At 56.2% G+C, this 14,195-nt stretch carries 16 protein-coding genes; 3 read left to right on the top strand and 13 right to left on the bottom strand.

Features of this window, described 5'->3' with window-relative positions:
• Positions 1-5: 5 nt before the first annotated feature.
• The 6 genes from atpE to glpK form a co-directional block, all read right to left on the bottom strand.
• Positions 6-272, bottom strand: coding sequence for an ATP synthase F0 subunit C (gene atpE, locus ACP3PW_RS09710; protein ID WP_426416501.1), 267 nt, complete (start codon positions 270-272; stop codon positions 6-8).
• Positions 265-969, bottom strand: coding sequence for a F0F1 ATP synthase subunit A (locus ACP3PW_RS09705; RefSeq protein WP_426416500.1), 705 nt, complete (start codon positions 967-969; stop codon positions 265-267). Before ACP3PW_RS09705 ends, atpE begins: the two co-directional genes overlap by 8 nt.
• Positions 970-1,251 carry an AtpZ/AtpI family protein gene (locus ACP3PW_RS09700; protein ID WP_426416499.1) on the bottom strand — a complete coding sequence of 94 codons (282 nt, stop codon included), beginning with the start codon at positions 1,249-1,251 and terminating at the stop codon, positions 970-972.
• Positions 1,248-1,649 (bottom strand): F0F1 ATP synthase subunit epsilon, encoded by a 402-nt coding sequence (locus ACP3PW_RS09695; RefSeq protein ID WP_426416498.1) that lies wholly within the window; start codon positions 1,647-1,649, stop codon positions 1,248-1,250. The genes ACP3PW_RS09700 and ACP3PW_RS09695 overlap by 4 nt, the downstream gene beginning before the upstream one ends.
• The gene (gene atpD / locus ACP3PW_RS09690; protein ID WP_426416497.1) at positions 1,646-3,040 is read right to left on the bottom strand and encodes a F0F1 ATP synthase subunit beta; all 1,395 of its coding nucleotides are present in this window, start codon (positions 3,038-3,040) and stop codon (positions 1,646-1,648) included. Before atpD ends, ACP3PW_RS09695 begins: the two co-directional genes overlap by 4 nt.
• A 110-nt stretch (positions 3,041-3,150) precedes the next feature.
• Positions 3,151-4,647, bottom strand: coding sequence for a glycerol kinase GlpK (gene glpK / locus ACP3PW_RS09685; protein ID WP_426416496.1), 1,497 nt, complete (start codon positions 4,645-4,647; stop codon positions 3,151-3,153).
• Between the two features lie 146 nt (positions 4,648-4,793).
• Between glpK and ACP3PW_RS09680 the strand changes: the two genes are divergently transcribed.
• Entirely contained in the window at positions 4,794-5,711 is a 918-nt protein-coding gene (locus ACP3PW_RS09680) for a LysR family transcriptional regulator (RefSeq protein ID WP_426416495.1), read from the top strand.
• 23 nt (positions 5,712-5,734) lie between these two features.
• Here ACP3PW_RS09680 and ACP3PW_RS09675 read toward each other — a convergent pair whose 3' ends face one another.
• The 7 genes from ACP3PW_RS09675 to ACP3PW_RS09645 all read right to left on the bottom strand — a co-directional run bounded on the left by ACP3PW_RS09675 (position 5,735) and on the right by ACP3PW_RS09645 (position 11,153).
• Positions 5,735-6,208, bottom strand: coding sequence for a DUF302 domain-containing protein (locus tag ACP3PW_RS09675; protein ID WP_426416494.1), 474 nt, complete (start codon positions 6,206-6,208; stop codon positions 5,735-5,737).
• Positions 6,209-6,302: 94 nt separating this feature from the next.
• Entirely contained in the window at positions 6,303-6,707 is a 405-nt protein-coding gene (locus ACP3PW_RS09670) for a rhodanese-like domain-containing protein (protein WP_426416493.1), read from the bottom strand.
• Positions 6,704-7,006, bottom strand: a complete 303-nt coding sequence (locus tag ACP3PW_RS09665; RefSeq protein WP_426416492.1) for an antibiotic biosynthesis monooxygenase family protein — start codon at positions 7,004-7,006, stop codon at positions 6,704-6,706. The genes ACP3PW_RS09670 and ACP3PW_RS09665 overlap by 4 nt, the downstream gene beginning before the upstream one ends.
• Positions 6,994-7,758, bottom strand: a complete 765-nt coding sequence (locus ACP3PW_RS09660; protein ID WP_426416491.1) for a substrate-binding periplasmic protein — start codon at positions 7,756-7,758, stop codon at positions 6,994-6,996. The genes ACP3PW_RS09665 and ACP3PW_RS09660 overlap by 13 nt, the downstream gene beginning before the upstream one ends.
• Positions 7,759-7,849: 91 nt before the next feature.
• Entirely contained in the window at positions 7,850-8,644 is a 795-nt protein-coding gene (locus ACP3PW_RS09655) for a substrate-binding periplasmic protein (protein ID WP_426416490.1), read from the bottom strand.
• 131 nt (positions 8,645-8,775) lie between these two features.
• Complete coding sequence (locus ACP3PW_RS09650) at positions 8,776-10,365, bottom strand: ATP-binding protein (RefSeq protein WP_426416489.1); 1,590 nt, start codon at positions 10,363-10,365, stop codon at positions 8,776-8,778.
• Positions 10,366-10,424: 59 nt separating this feature from the next.
• Positions 10,425-11,153, bottom strand: a complete 729-nt coding sequence (locus ACP3PW_RS09645; protein ID WP_426416488.1) for a response regulator — start codon at positions 11,151-11,153, stop codon at positions 10,425-10,427.
• A 482-nt stretch (positions 11,154-11,635) separates the two neighbouring features.
• Here ACP3PW_RS09645 and ACP3PW_RS09640 point away from each other — a divergent pair, with 482 nt between their 5' ends.
• Both ACP3PW_RS09640 and nrdA read left to right on the top strand, forming a co-directional pair.
• Complete coding sequence (locus ACP3PW_RS09640) at positions 11,636-11,779, top strand: hypothetical protein (protein WP_426416487.1); 144 nt, start codon at positions 11,636-11,638, stop codon at positions 11,777-11,779.
• An 89-nt stretch (positions 11,780-11,868) separates the two neighbouring features.
• Positions 11,869-14,139, top strand: coding sequence for a class 1a ribonucleoside-diphosphate reductase subunit alpha (gene nrdA, locus ACP3PW_RS09635; protein WP_426416486.1), 2,271 nt, complete (start codon positions 11,869-11,871; stop codon positions 14,137-14,139).
• Positions 14,140-14,195 lie beyond the last annotated feature (56 nt).

Raw genomic sequence — 14,195 nt, 5'->3', positions numbered from 1 at the left:
CCCCCTCAGTTCAGCAGATACTCCAGCAGCGGATTTCTAAAGAGCACAATCAATCCGATAACCAGCACGTAAATGGCCAGCGACTCAATCATCGCCAATCCAATGAACAGTGTGCGCATAATAGATTTTTCCGCTTCTGGCTGTCGTGCCATTGCGTCCATTGCACTCGAGATCGCTCGCCCCATCGCCATCGCCGGACCTACCACGCCAAGCGCGATAGCCAGCACAACCGTACCGGTAGAGATCATGGCAAACCAGCTCATATCACTCATGACAGGTCTCCTTAGATTTAAGTTCAGATTGAAGTTGAGATTGAGATTGCGACTGCATACTACCTGCAACGTAGATCAACGCGAGCATGCCAAAAATGTAGGCCTGCACCAGCGCCTCGATAATATGCAACATCAAAAGCGGAATGGGGGCCAGGAATCCTGCCACTAGCAAGATCAATAGCGCCGCCATTTCAAGACTCATGATATTGCCAAACAGACGCACTGCTAACGCCAGGGTTCGGGTTATTTCACCGATAACATGAAAAGGTAATAGTATGGGGCTCGGTGCCAGATAGTGGCGCAGGTACTCGCGGACCCCAAGATGTCGAATACCAAACCAATGCACCGAAAAAAAGACGAGAATCGCCAGCGCAGCGGTGGCTGAGAGGTCGCGCGTAGGGGAGTGCAAGCCGGGAATAAGTCCAAGTAAATTCGCACACACCAAAAATATCCAGAGGGTTCCGATAAGCGGTAAAACCCTGCGGGTGTGATCGGGCAGCACTTGCCCGACGGCTTGTTCCATCGCGGTGACAATACCTTCTACCGTTGCTTGCAGTAAGGACGGGCGCTGGCCGAGGCGCCGGGTAAAAAACCAACACAGGATTACCAGTACAGCCATCAACCCCCAAGTGGTTAGCACTGTATCGGTTATATCAAGGGGTCCAATTTGAAAGATTGTTTTTGCCTGTAGATTCATTTAGTGCCTCCTCACAAACACGCACACGTTAACGCCTCCTAACAGCGTACCTAGCACCACAAAATTAAGCGTCCAACTGGCGGAATAACCTGACATTTGATGATCGATCCAGTTACCAAGAAACGCACCTGCCACCATGGGAACAACAAACAACAGCCCCAAGGTTCCAATAAATACCGTTTGTGCCAGCAGACTCGACTGCTCAGAATCTGCCTTACGGATACGTTGCGCTTGCTGCTCTATACTGCGCTTTAATTTTTCATGAGAATTAGTCGTATTCATGATTGGCCTCGAACATTCCTAAGCAATTCATGCAACACCATCTCTTCCATATGACGCAGGCTTTGGCGTGCTTTTTCCAGCGCCTCCTCTTCTACCAATAGGGTTTGGGTTAAGCGCTCACTGATTTTCAGGTAATCCTGATCTATCAGGAATCGACGACTAACCAGTTGCAAATTGTTATCCTCAAACAGTAACAACGCTCCCGGCATGGCGATATAGACCCATTCATTATGCTGGCACCGATAACGAGCAAGCCCAAATTCGAGCACGGTAATAAAGCGTTGATGATGGGCCCATAACGAAAAACTACCACTGCGGTCACTACCCACAAAGGATTCGACCCGTTCGATATTTTGGGTTTTTTTTGCATCCATTAGTTGCAAAATAAACGTCCTCATACCGAGGCCTCCATGGTGCCACGCATATAACAATCGGACTCATCCCGATCATCATAGCGGCCGCAAAGCAGCGCATCACAATCACGAATGGTTTCGACCAGAGGCACGCTTTGACCCGCTATCCCGGTATGGGATGCGGTCACCCACAGTGGCTGTGTCAGGTACTTCTGAATACGTCGAGCACGCAACACGATGCGCCGGTCCTGTGCCGACAACTCCTCAATGCCCAACATGGTGATGATATCTTCCAGCTCTTTGTAGCGAGCAAGGTGCTCACGAACCGCTTCCGCCACTAGATAATGCCGCTCTCCCAGCAGATGGCGATCAAGCATTCGGCTGCTGGATAGTAGCGGATCCACCGCCGGGTAGATTCCCCGACTCGCCTGATGGCGCGACAGGATTACACTGCTATCGAGGTGACTGAGAATCGTACTAACGGCAGGATCGCTCATATCATCGGCGGGCACATAGACCGCCTGCACCGACGTGATGGCCCCCTTGGGGGTAGAAAAAATGCGGTCCTCCAGTTCGGATACTTCACTGCTGAGGGTAGGCTGGTAACCCATGGTTGCAGGCATTCTTCCCAGCAGGCTGGATATTTCGCTGCCCGCCTGAACAAACCGAAACACATTATCGACCACAAACAGCACTTCGGTTGCCAACTGATCGCGCAAATACTCCGCATAGGTGATACCCGTCAAGCCGATCCGAAACCGCACCCCAGGAGACTCATCCATCTGCCCGAACACCATCAGCGTGCGATCGCGCATTCCCGTATCATCCAGCTCATGCCAAAGCTCGTGGGCCTCCCGGATCCGCTCCCCAATTCCGGCAAAGACCGAGACACCCTTGTGGATCTGGGCAATGGCACGCATAAACTCCATCACCAACACTGTTTTGCCCACCCCGGCACCACCGAAGAGCCCGGTTTTTCCACCCCGCACGAAGGGGCAAAGCAGATCGATCACCTTGATGCCCGACTCCAGCATCTGCCCAGCCTGCCCTTCGCTGTCCAGCTCCGCTGGCCGCCCATGGACCGAGCGCCAACGCTCAGCGGCGACCGGCGCCAAGCCATCCAAAGGCTCTCCAAAGAGATTCAGAACTCGGCCGAGACAGGCTTTACTCACCGGAACCTGCAACTCGGCGAGTTGATCATAGACCTCCACACCCCGTGCAAGACCCGCAGTATCGTGCAATGCGATGGCACGAACGCGATCACTATCGATATGCTGATGCACCTCCAATATGCAATGCTCGCCAGCCAACGCGCAGCGCAGCGCCCTCCCAACCGGCGGCAGCGGTTCACAGCGTACCACCACCACTGGCCCATGGACTTCGGTTACGACTCCGACGGGGGTGCAATCAGGCTTCATCTCTCTGTGTACAGACATCCCGCCACCTCCCTGGCGCACCAAGACACTGCAGACCCAACCTGATTTAAGTGTAGTACCCTTACAAAAAGTGCGCGTTAAGCCTCTACCCTACAACACTGGCCTCCGTGTCACTCCTCTACCGGCCTATTCGTGCGCACGCGAGCCACCGCATCGAGCCAGCCATTATAGAGGCTGTTTCGCCGCTCCCCAGCCATAGTCACCTCGAAACGACGGTCGCCGTACCACAGCTCGACAACAGCCTCCAACGAGTCATAGTGACCCAGTTGCAAGCCCGCCAAATAGGCCACCCCCAGGGCGGTAGTTTCGGTTACCTGCGGTCGCTCCACAGGTACGTCCAGCATGTCCGCCAAAAACTGCATCAGCCAGTTGTTAACCACCATGCCTCCATCCACCCGCAGCGTCTCCGGTTTCTGCGCCCCATCGGCCTGCATCGCCAGCATTAAATCCCGGGTTTGATAGCACACCGATTGCAACCCGGCAGCGACAATTTCCGCGATACCGGTATCGCGGGTGAGGCCAAAAATGGCACCACGGGCATTGGGGTCCCAGTAGGGTGCCCCCAACCCCGTAAATGCAGGCACCAGATAAACGCTGGAGTCACGCGCCTCTTTGGCCAGCGCTTCAGTGTCACTGGCGTGGGGAATCAGGCGGATGCCGTCGCGCAGCCACTGCACCGCCGCCCCTGCGACAAAGATACTGCCTTCCACGGCATAGCTGACCTTGCCACCCAAACGGTAGGCGACGGTGGTCAGTAGACGGTTTTGAGACTGTACCGCCTGGTCCCCGGTATTGAGCATCAGGAAACAACCGGTACCGTAGGTGCTTTTGGCCATACCCGGTTGCAGGCAGGCCTGCCCCACCAGCGCCGCCTGTTGATCACCGGCGATCGCGGCGATCGGCACGGCGGCACCCAGCAGTTCGGGATCAGTAGCACCAAAATCGGCACTGCAATCTTCCACTTGCGGCAGCATCGCAGCGGGAACACGAAACATTCGGAGTAGCTCTTCATCCCACTGCTGACTATGGATATCAAATAACAGGGTGCGCGATGCATTGGTAGCATCGGTTTTATGGCTTTTTCCCCCGGTCAGGCGCCACAACAAAAAACTATCCACCGTGCCAAACAACAGCTCGCCGTGCTCGGCACGCTCCCGCGCACCCTTCACATTATCGAGAATCCACGCGATCTTGGTGGCCGAAAAGTAGGGGTCCAGCAATAACCCTGTTTTCCTCGCAACCAGGCCTTCATTTCCCTGCTGTTTTAACGCCTCGCAGACCTCTGCCGTGCGCCGGTCCTGCCAGACAATTGCGTTGTAGATGGGTTTACCCGTGACAGGGTCCCATACCAGGGTCGTTTCACGCTGATTGGTGATGCCGATGCCAGCGATATCCTTTGCCTCCAGATGCCCTTTTATCAGCACCTTGCGGCATACCGACAGGGTGCTTTCCCAAATCTCCTCGGGGTCATGTTCAACCCAGCCATCTTTGGGATAGATCTGGGTAAACTCTTGCTGGCTCTGCCAAAGCGGCACTCCCTTGCCATTAAAAATAATCGCCCGGGTGCTGGTGGTGCCCTGATCGATCGCCATAAGGTAATGGGTCATGGTTATCTTCCTGTTTTTATTGCGCTATCTATCGAGCATAACACCCACACCGGCCTTCGCATCCCCCTCGGCAGGCGCGGCTATACGGGACAGGTCTAATTGAATTAAAATCACGCATAACCCCTCTTCGTTGATATTTTCTAATAATGATTGAACTACGCCACCTCAGAACCCTGATCGCCCTGCGCGACTGCTCCAGCATGGCCGAAGCAGCGGAGCGCGTGAGCCTGACCCAGTCCGCTCTTTCCCACCAGTTGAAAGACCTTGAAACCCGCACCGGTACCATTTTAGTGATACGAAAAACCCGCCCGTTACGGTTTACCACCGCCGGACAACGCTTACTCAATCTGGCCAGTGATATCTTGCCGATGGTACGCAGTGCCGAGCTGGACCTCGAGCGCCTGGCCGGCGGCGAGGCTGGGCGCCTGCACCTGGCGATCGAATGTCACAGTTGCTACCAGTGGTTGATGCCCACGATTGATGAGTTTCGTAACCACTGGCCCGACGTCGAACTGGACCTGGCCAGTGGCTTCAATTTTGCGCCCCTGCCCGCGTTGCAACGAGGGGATCTGGATCTGGTGGTCACCTCGGACCCTGAAGAGCTGGCGGGTGTGGCCTACATCCCTCTCTTTCGCTACGAAAGTTTGTTAGCGGTAGCCAACCAACACCCCCTCGCCGCTCGCAACCATATCGAGCCCGAGGACCTCAGCACCGAGATACTGATCAGCTATCCGGTGGAGCGCAGCCGGCTCGATATCTTTACCCGCTTCCTCGACCCGGCAGGGGTTGAGCCCCTGGCGATACGCACATCAGAGTTAACGGTGATGATGATGCAATTGGTGGCCAGCGGCCGCGGGGTGTCGGCACTGCCAAACTGGGCGTTGGATGAGTATCTGGAAAAGGGTTACGTAAGCGCGCGCCCACTGAGCCGCGACGGCGTCACGGGAACCCTGTTTGCGGCGGTTCGTGAAGATCAGCTGGACACGCCCTTTATGCAGGACTTCCTGCTAACGGCCAAGGATATCTCAGCCGAGACCCTGAGCGGTATCGAACGGGCGCGCTAAAACGATCCACTTAAACTTATCCCTCAGGGTGAAGCCGCTGCTCGCGCAAACCGGGCCAAAATCCCTGTGATTTTTGCAAGCACCGGATCACACTCCTTGATCTGGTGTCGCTGCGCCAGATAGGCCGGCGCGTTGTAGCTGATCCACACCTGCCCCTTTGCATCCTCGCTGATCAGCATCTTCTGTGGCAGATCAATGGCGACGCTGGGCTGGCATGCCATCAACGGACTACCGAGTTTTGGGTTACCGAAAATCAACAGCTCCGTTGGGGGCATGTCGCTACCAACGGATCGCGCCCCTTTGGCATGGTCAATACGAGCAAACAGGGTCACCCCCTTGTTTGCAAACATCGCCTGCAACCGCTGGCTCGTGCTGGCAACACTGTGTGCGCTGCGAACCCATACCAAGCCGTCATCGGCGGCAACGGCTGTTAGCCATAATCCATTCGACAGTACCAAGGCTAGCGCCAGTGCGACTATCCGTGTAATCCCTTTCATAAACTTTCTCCCGATCGGTGTATGGGGGGGACAAAACAGCCCGGCGCCCAACGAGGGCAAACACTCTGGGTTGGACAATCCGTAAAATCAGTCGCTAACGCTTCGCCACCTCTTCTACGTCGCCTCCCGCCTCGGCCCAGGCAGTAAAACCTCCCCCCATGTGTGCGATATGGCTAACGCCCATTTTCATCGCTGCATGAGTGGTGAGCGCCGAGCGCCACCCCTTATTACAATAGAAGATCCAACGGGAATGTTCCGCAAAGATACCCTTGAAGTAGGGGCTTTCGGGATCGATCCAGAACTCCATCATGCCTCGGGGCATATGGAAGGCTCCCGGAATCTTGCCCTCCCGTTGCAGTTCGCGAATATCACGCAGGTCCACCAACAACACATCTGCGTCGCCACGTGCCGCCATCACCTGCTCGGGAGTCAGGGTTTCGACGGCTTGCTCGGCCTCCTCCAGTAGTGAAAAGAAACCTTTCGAAAGGACTGGCATCATAATGATTCTCCCCCCTGCTGGTATTGCCGCTCAACCCGCGCCACCTGTACCCGGTAGCTCGCATACCACTGCTCGCGCCCCAGGCGCTGGGCCTGCTGGTGCGCGGGATCAGATTTCCAAGCCGATATATCGCTCTCGCTGTCCCAATAGGAGATTGCTATTTCCTGATTGCCCTCACTGAGCGCCGTAAATTCACGACAGCCATAGCGACTCAGGGCCAGCTCGCGCATGCGCGCTGCCGTTTCAAAATACTCATCATCGGCTAACTTCATGGTGGCGGTGAAGATCACTGCGTACATTCACTAAGCCCTCCAGTTTGGGCATTGAGCAGCAACTCATCCAGAGCCTGATCGGTTATGGCTTGCAACTCCCCCGACGCCTTCATACGGCGTATTTCGGCGTCCAGCAGAGGAATCAGTGCAGCGTGATCTCGATGTACATAATGGTAAAGGGGGCGTTCGTAAAGGGGCTGGCCGTTCACGACGATTGAGGGTGTTAATCCTCGCCGGGCCACCTCCACAGAGCCACTGACACGGGAGGTAACAACCACCGAGACCCGTCCCTTTTCCAACAGGTCAAACAGCTGCGGCAGGTCGTTGGCAAGGATCCGCTCCATGCCTTCGGTCCCCTCATTGGAATACCTTACCCCACGCACGACCCCAACGCGGTAGGCCCGCAGATCCTTCCAGCCACTAATCGTTCCGACGACGGGCCCGCTAAAGGCCACTCCTGAAAACCCAAGATAGGGCTCGGGCACCGGCAACAGGTCGGGGTACTGCTTGCTAAACCCCTCCAGCCGCAAAAGCTCTGCGTCTGCCTGTCCTGACGAGGAGTACGCGAGCGCCCGTTTGGCTGGCATGGGCAACACCTCCATCCGCATTCCAAGATTGCCATAGACCCGACCCATCACCTTGCTGGCCATACACTGCAAGTGGCTATTAGCGATCATGGTCGCGTAAAGGGTTGGAGTCTCGGCCCTGGCAGAGGTCGCCAGCCAACCAGCAAGTCCCAATAGGACACCACAAACAAAACTGAAATTATTTTTAATCACGAGGCCTCGCCAAGTCACGTGTCAAACCGACGATAAGCTCCCTGCTACCCGCCAGTATCAGCAATGACTATAGCGCAGCCTGCTCTGAGCTTCATCCCCCCTGCCCTGTTCGCACATGCTTGCGGGTAGAAAGTGCTGTCTCGGCGATCGCTTCATCCACCCAGCGCTCGAGCTCGCCACTGGATTTAAGTGCCCGTATTTCTCGATCCAGCCCAGGGACCAGCGCACGGTGTTCCCTATGAAGAAAGTGGTACAGGGGTTCTTCAAACAGCGGGATAGGATGGAGCACGAAGGAAGCCTCTGGTCGCCGCAGCATTTCGATCGCACCGTTGAGTTTTGCGGTGACAATCAGATCAACGCGCCCCCTATCCAGAAGGTCGAACAGTTGAGGCACGTCACTGGCAACAATACGGTTCATGCCTTCGGTACCTTCGCGACTGTAGTGGACGCCTCGCACCACCCCGACCCGATAGGGTGCCAGATCCTGCCAGCGGCTCATCGGCGGCAACCCGGCACGGCTAAATACCATCCCCTGCATCATCAGGTAGGACTCGGGCACCTGCACCAGATTCGAATAGCGCTGCTTGATAGCGCTTATCCGTAAAAGCTCTCCGTCAACATCGCCGCTGTTGGATGCTTGCAAGGCCCGCTTGCCTGGCAGGGGAACGGGTTCCAGCGCCAGGTTCAACCGCGCATAGACCTTTTCCATTACCCGGCAAGCGATCAACTGCATGGGCGCATCGGCAACCATGGCGATACGCATATCCTGCCCCCGCGCCGATGCAGACAGCAACAACAATAAGCCGATAACGCAGCTCAGTCCCCACGCCAGGAATCTACCCCCGGCCCGTTGACTCAGTTGGTTATGTCGTTTATTTACCGGCAAAGTCTGATCTACCTAAATTGCGAGCTGCACGCCTCCTCAAAGGTGACGCCTGACGCCGTATTATAGGTAGCCCGCCCCGACCAAAGCTGTGACGCGGATCAACGACAGCGGGCCTGTAGCCCGCAGGTGCACTAGCGCCGCTGCTTGCGGGGCCACACAATACTGAAACGGGCTCCGCCAAGATCACTGTGGCCAACCAGGGCGCGGCCGTTATGCCAGTAGACGATGCGGCGCACAATCGACAACCCCAACCCGTAGCCGCCAGACGCTCGGGTACGACTGTCATCGAGTCGAGTGAAGGGGGTAAAAACCCGCTCCCACTGATCTTCTGGAATACCCGGACCATCGTCTTCGACGTCGATACGACAGCTTTCGGCGTTCAGGTGATAGCTCACTCGAACCCGGCTCCTGGCGTATCGGCAGGCGTTACCCACCAGGTTCTGCACGGCTCGGTGCATGTAGCGACGCTCGACCTCTGCTTTTCGCATCAGCTCCGGCAGCTGGCTGCGATGGTGTTCTATCTCGGTATCGGGGTTGGTCTGGCGCTGCTCCCGTGCCACCTGATCGAGAATGGCGTCGATATCCTCGCGCCGGAAGTGAATCACCGGCGCCCCCTGCTCCAGGTTGGCGTAGGTAAGAATTTCATCAACCAGGGTATCCAGCTCCTGGATATCGCCATCCATCCCTTCAAGATGACGCATGCGCTGCGCCTCGGAGGTGGCGTCCGCTACCATCTCCAGCCCGAAACGCAGGCGAGCTACCGGCGTACGCAGCTCGTGGGAAACACCCCGAATCATCTCTTTCTGGATACTTAACAAGCGCTGAATATGACTGGCCATACCGTTAAAGGCCATCGCAAGGCGCCCCACCGAGTCTGCACCTCGAACCTGTACCCTTGCATCCAGGTTTCCCCGGGAGATATGGGTAGCAGCGCTTTCCAGTTTACGTAAGCGCCGCTCCAACCCTCGTACCAACACATAGATTGCCAGCGATATCGAGGTCGACATAAAGAGCACGATCGAGAGCAGCAGTTTGAAAGGGTAGCGCTCGAAGAGGCTCACCGGCCCCACTTTTAGCGACCGCAATTCGTCATTGAGGGGAGCAAAGAAAACCACTGAGCCCGCATCACCACCCAGCTGGGTCAGCGTCTGCCCACTGGCCAGACGCAATAACTGAGGCTTGCTCAGAGCCGACTGTTCAGGCCCAACCAATTGCATCGGATAGGAAAACCAGCGCCCCTGAAGTTCGGCAAGATGAACACTGCGCTCCGCTTCCGCCAACGGATAGAGGCGATCAAGTAGTAGGTTAAGTGTCCCATAGGCTAGTTGCTCGGTGAGGCTGGTGATATCCGCGCGCAGAACCATTCCATCATCAAGGGGCACAAAAATACGCCCCTTATTACGAGTGTTCACCTCTATCAGCAGACCGTCTTTGTCAGCTTTCTTGAACTGCTTCGCATCGAGACCGGTTTCCCAACGGGGCATCAGTACCAGGTCGATGCCCAACACCACCTCGAGGCGCTCCAGGCCAGATGGGCGCTGCTCGGGCGACAAGTCTTGTAACTCCTCGGCTACAAGACGAAAGGTTCCACCCGCCATCTCCTTCCGATACTCCGCCAGGCGCACGCCGTTAATGATGGTCACCGCGAGGCCCGACAAGACGGCGACCAGCACCAGGGTAAAGAGCAGACCACCATAGATACGCAGAAAAATACTGGTCACGACGGATCCCGGGTTATAAGTAGAGTGGCTAAGGCGACCACCGGCGTGGCCGCCAGCGATCAGACCGGAGCGGCTTCCTTAACGAACAGATACCCCTTGCTGCGTACCGTTTTGATCAAGCGCGGGTGCATGGGATCGTCGCCAATCTTGGGCCGAATACGGGACACTCGAACATCGATAGAGCGATCCTGGCCATCGTATTCAATACCGCGCAGGGCTGCGAATATCTCTTCACGGCTCAGCACCCTACCCGCGTTGCTGGCGAGCAGCCATAGCAAATCAAACTCTGCACTGGTTAGCTCAATGCTCTCTTCGTTTAACCAGGCCTCACGCATGGCGCTATCGACAACCAACTTGCCAAAGCTGAGACGCGACTGATCGCTTGGCTCATCCTCCTCGATTCCTGCCGGCGTGCTGCTGCGTCTCAAAAGGGCCCGCACCCGAGCGAGCAAAACTCTTGGCCTGACCGGCTTAAACACGTAGTCATCGGCGCCCATCTCCAGCCCGAGAACCTGATCAAGGTCATCAGTACGCGCCGTCAGCATCAGGATCGGCCCATGGTAGTCCTGACGCACCCGGCGACAGATCGACACACCATCCTCGCCCGGCAGCATGAGATCGAGCACTACCAGATCCGGCTTTTCAGCCAAAATACGCTCCACCGCCTTGGCGCCGTCTCCCTCCACGCCGACACTAAGACCATTACTTTCCAGATATTCCCTGGTCAGTTCCGCCAGGCGTTCATCATCCTCGACGATCAGGATTCGACCGGTTTCCGTTGTTTCCACGAGTGTATTCTTCCCCGACAGTTATTCGAAACAGTTGTAGCAGAGCACTACGGCATTTCCGAATAGATTATCCTATCCCACGCGCCGCATACAGTCCCAAGCGATCATAGCCCCGGTCTGCGGCACCATCGTTGACGGTTATCAACAGCCGGTATGAATTTCGCGCCAAAACCAACCCCACAGATAACACAAGATGTTGTGGTCTGCCCTCGAAATGAGCGGCGCATTTAAGCGAGCAAGCGGAGCTCCCTGAGGGGCATAAAGAGCCCCTCGAAAAAACCATCAAGTGCTTACTCCCGGGCAAACGCCCAAGTGGTCAGTTGTGCGCTGTTGGTGACCACTTACCCGCACAATAACTCACAACTTATCCACAAGTTACGCCCAACTTACACACCTTGTATTTGGAGCCGATACCGATTATCTTGTGCCAATCATTCGAGCAAGCACTATATATAGTGTACCGCCTGATAGTGGCATGACAAATGTCAAGCCCCAAAAGCGTTACACCACTGCTGTTTAACAGGGAGGGCGTACAGCAGGCCATCGACCGCACCAGCCGGGAGATGATCGGAGGAGAACAACCAGGCCAGGCCGTCCATACGCTGCACCATCGCGGCGGCGTATGAGGCTGGATTCTCTTGCCATATGTACGTTTCAGGGGGTCTTCACAACACTATATGTTGTGTTTAATTTTTATACGTAGGTACTACACTTTATGAACACCAAGCTACTGGTAACCAAGCGCGACGGCCGCAAGGAATCTCTCGACTGGGAAAAACTCCACCGCGTCATCGACTGGGCCTCCGAGGGACTCAACAACGTCTCGGTCTCCCAGGTGGAGATGAAGTCGCACATCCAGTTCTACGAGGGTATTACCACCTCGGAGATCCACGAAACCATTATCAAGTCGGCGGCCGACCTTATCTCTCGGGAGGCGCCAGACTACCAGTACCTTGCAGCTCGCCTTGCGATCTATCACCTGCGTAAGAAAGCCTACGGCGCCTTCGAGCCCCCAACGCTGTACGATCACGTCAGCAAGATGGTGGATATGAAGCGCTATGACGCACACCTGCTGAGCGACTACAGTGCAGAAGAGTTCGAGACCATGGACTCCTTTATCGACCATTGGCGCGATATGAACTTCAGCTATGCCGCCGTCAAGCAGCTCGAAGGCAAATACCTGGTAAAGAACCGGGTCACTGGCCAATATTACGAGAGCCCACAGTTTCTCTATGTGCTGATCGCCGCATGCCTGTTCTCCAGCTATCCCAAATCGACCCGCATGGATTACATTCGTCGCTTCTATGACGCGGTGTCCCTGTTCAAGCTCTCCCTGCCAACCCCGATCATGTCCGGAGTGCGCACCCCAACCCGCCAGTTCAGCTCCTGTGTCCTGATCGAGTGCGGTGACTCCCTCGACTCCATCAATGCGACCTCCAGCGCCATCGTTAAATACGTGAGTCAGCGCGCCGGCATCGGTATTAACGCCGGCCGCATTCGCGCTCTGGGAAGCCCCATTCGTAACGGTGAAGCCTTCCATACCGGCTGTATCCCTTTCTTCAAACACTTCCAGACCGCGGTGAAAAGCTGCTCCCAGGGCGGCGTGCGCGGTGGGGCTGCGACCCTGTTTTACCCGCTGTGGCACCTCGAGGTCGAGTCACTGCTGGTACTGAAGAACAACCGCGGCGTAGAGGAGAATCGGGTACGCCACCTTGATTACGGCGTCCAGTTCAATAGGCTGATGTATCAGCGCCTGATCCAGGGCGGGGATATCACCCTGTTTAGTCCGTCCGACGTTCCTGGCCTGTACGATGCGTTCTTCCAGGACCAGCAAAAGTTTGACGAACTCTATGTTCAGTACGAGCAGGATGCCAGCATTCGCAAGAAGACCATTAAAGCCGTGGAGCTGTTTTCCATGTTTGCCGCCGAGCGCGCCAACACCGGTCGCATCTACTTGCAAAACGTCGATCACTGCAATACCCACAGCCCCTTCGATCCGCTTAAAGCTCCGATACGCCAAAGTAACCTGTGCCTGGAGATCGCTCTCCCCACCAAGCCGCTGGACCACGTCGATGATGACGGCGGCGAGATCGCCCTGTGCACCCTGGCGGCCTTTAACCTGGGCGCGCTTGAGAGCCTCGACGAACTGGGTGAGTTATCAGACCTGATTGTCCGCGCACTGGACAGTCTGCTGAGCTATCAGGAATACCCCATTCCGGCGGCCCAAACCGCCAGCATGGCGCGCCGAACCCTGGGTGTGGGCGTTATTAATTTCGCCTATTACCTGGCCAAGAACGGCGTTAAATACTCCGATGGAAGTGCCAACGGCCTGACCCACCGCGCCTTCGAAGCGATCCAGTATTACCTGCTCAAGGCATCCAACGAGCTGGCCAAGGAGCAGGGGGCATGCCCCAAGTTCGACGAAACCCGTTACGCCGCCGGCATACTGCCGATCGATACCTACAAGAAGGACCTGGATGAGGTGTGCAGTGAGCCGCTGCACTACGATTGGGAAGGCCTGCGCGACCGCATCAAGCAACATGGCTTGCGCAACAGTACGTTGAGCGCACTGATGCCATCCGAAACCTCGTCACAGATCAGCAACGCCACCAACGGCATTGAGCCTCCACGAGGATTTGTCAGCGTTAAACAGAGCAAGGATGGCATCCTCAAGCAGGTGGTACCGGACTACGACAATTGCAAAGACGGCTACGAGCTGCTGTGGGATATTCCCAGCAACGATGGCTACTTGCAGCTGGTCGCGATCATGCAGAAGTTTATTGACCAGGCGATCTCCGCCAACACCAACTACGACCCATCAAACTTCCCGGGCAACAAAGTGCCGATGAAACTGCTGCTTAAAGATCTATTGGCCGCTTACAAACTGGGCGTAAAGACCCTCTACTATCACAACACCCATGACGGGGCCGAGGACAGTCACGGCGATAGTGACGATGACTGTGCCGGCGGGGCTTGCAAGATCTAACCAATAGCGCCACTATCGCGCCACTGAAGCGGATGTGCCCGGCGGGCGCATCCGCG

The organism is Aestuariirhabdus sp. LZHN29 (genome assembly GCF_049985285.1).
Lineage (GTDB): Bacteria > Pseudomonadota > Gammaproteobacteria > Pseudomonadales > Aestuariirhabdaceae > Aestuariirhabdus.
Note: the sequence above shows the minus strand (reverse complement) of the source record. Positions and strands in the feature narration are given on the sequence as shown.